The following is a 1,408-nucleotide window of genomic DNA, read 5'->3' on the forward strand; positions in this document are numbered from 1 at the left end:
GGCCCAGTTGCTGGCGTTGGCCGGCTTGACCAGCAGTTGATTGAGGTTGGTCGGTGGCGAGCCCATGTCCAGGCCGTAGCTTTCCACTTTCATGCTCAGGCTGGCCAATTGCGCCTTGCCGGCACCGTATTTGCCCTTGTCGACGTTGCCGCCCACCTGACGCACCACGATGGTGGCGACGATGCCCAGCAGCACGATCACCGCCAGCATTTCCAGCAAGGTAAAACCGCCCTGGCGGCGGGCCGTTCTCATGGTTTTCATGGGTGTTTTCCTTTAAATGTTACTGGTGAGGCTCATCAGCGGCAGCATGATGGCCAGCATGATCACGGCCACCATCACCGCCATGACCACCGTGAGGGTAGGAACCAGCGCCGCCAGCAGGCGGTCGATGCCGCGCTTGGCTTACACGTCGAACACGTCGGCGACTTTCAGCAGCATGCCGTCCAGCTCGCCCGCCTGCTCGCCCACGTCGATCATCTGGATGGCCAGTTCGGGCAGCAGGCTTGCGGATCGTGGAGCTACCGGCTGCCCGCTCCCACGCTCATCACGATGACTCAAGCCGGTGGCCAACGTGCCGCCGCCCTTGACCCATTCGGTGGCCTGCTCGACCTGGGCAACGATGGCGCGGTTGCTGCACACCTGGCGCACGATGGTCAGGGCTTGCAGCAGGGCCACGCCGTTGTTCAGCAGCGTTCCCAAGGTGCGGGCCAAGCGGGCGGCTTCGATGCGTTGCAGCAGCGGGCCGATGACGTTGATGCCCAGCAAGCGACGGTCGTTGCGTAACCGGCGCGCCGGGTCACGCAGGGCAATGGCCGTGCCCCAGATCAGCACGATGATCGACGCCAGCACCACCAGCCCCCAGGCGCTGAGGAACTCGCCCATGGCCAAAATAATCTGGGTAATCAGCGGAATCGGCACGCCCAGGTCACGGAAGATCGGTACGAACTGCGGCACTACGTAGGCCAGCAGCAAAGCCAACGAGCCAAGCACGCCCACCACCAGGAAGGCTGGGTAGATCAAGGCGTTGATCACCTCGCCGCGCAGGGTCTGGCTGCGTTCGAGGTAGTCGGATAATTGTCTGAGGGTGTTTTCCAGGGCACCGCCCGCTTCACCGGCGCGGACCATGCTGATGTACAAGGTGGAGAACTGCCCACCCTCCTCTTCCAGCGCCTGGGACAGCGGCTTGCCGGCCTTGACCTGCTCGCGGATGCGCTCGATCAAGGCCCGGGTTTTCACCTCGTGGGCCTGCTTGAGCAGAATCCCCAGCGAGCGTTCCAATGGCTGACCAGCGCCCAGCAGGGTCGCCAGTTGTTGGGTGAAACTCACCAGTGCCGCGCCATTCAAAGCGCCTCGGTTCAGCGCCCGGCGCAGGCCAGGGCTGCTCAGGGCGTCCACCTGCAAGACCAGC

The 1,408-nt window shown here is 63.9% G+C and carries 1 protein-coding gene and 1 pseudogene; both read right to left on the reverse strand.

Annotated features, from left to right (window positions below; translation table 11 throughout):
* Positions 1-252, reverse strand: a 252-nt coding sequence (locus PMM47T1_RS28435) for a type II secretion system protein (protein ID WP_157213108.1), incomplete at its 3' end; no start/stop codon positions are given.
* 21 nt (positions 253-273) lie between these two features.
* Positions 274-1,408, reverse strand: a pseudogene (locus tag PMM47T1_RS28440) (type II secretion system F family protein); the annotation flags it as partial.

The organism is Pseudomonas sp. M47T1, assembly GCF_000263855.1.
Lineage (GTDB): Bacteria > Pseudomonadota > Gammaproteobacteria > Pseudomonadales > Pseudomonadaceae > Aquipseudomonas.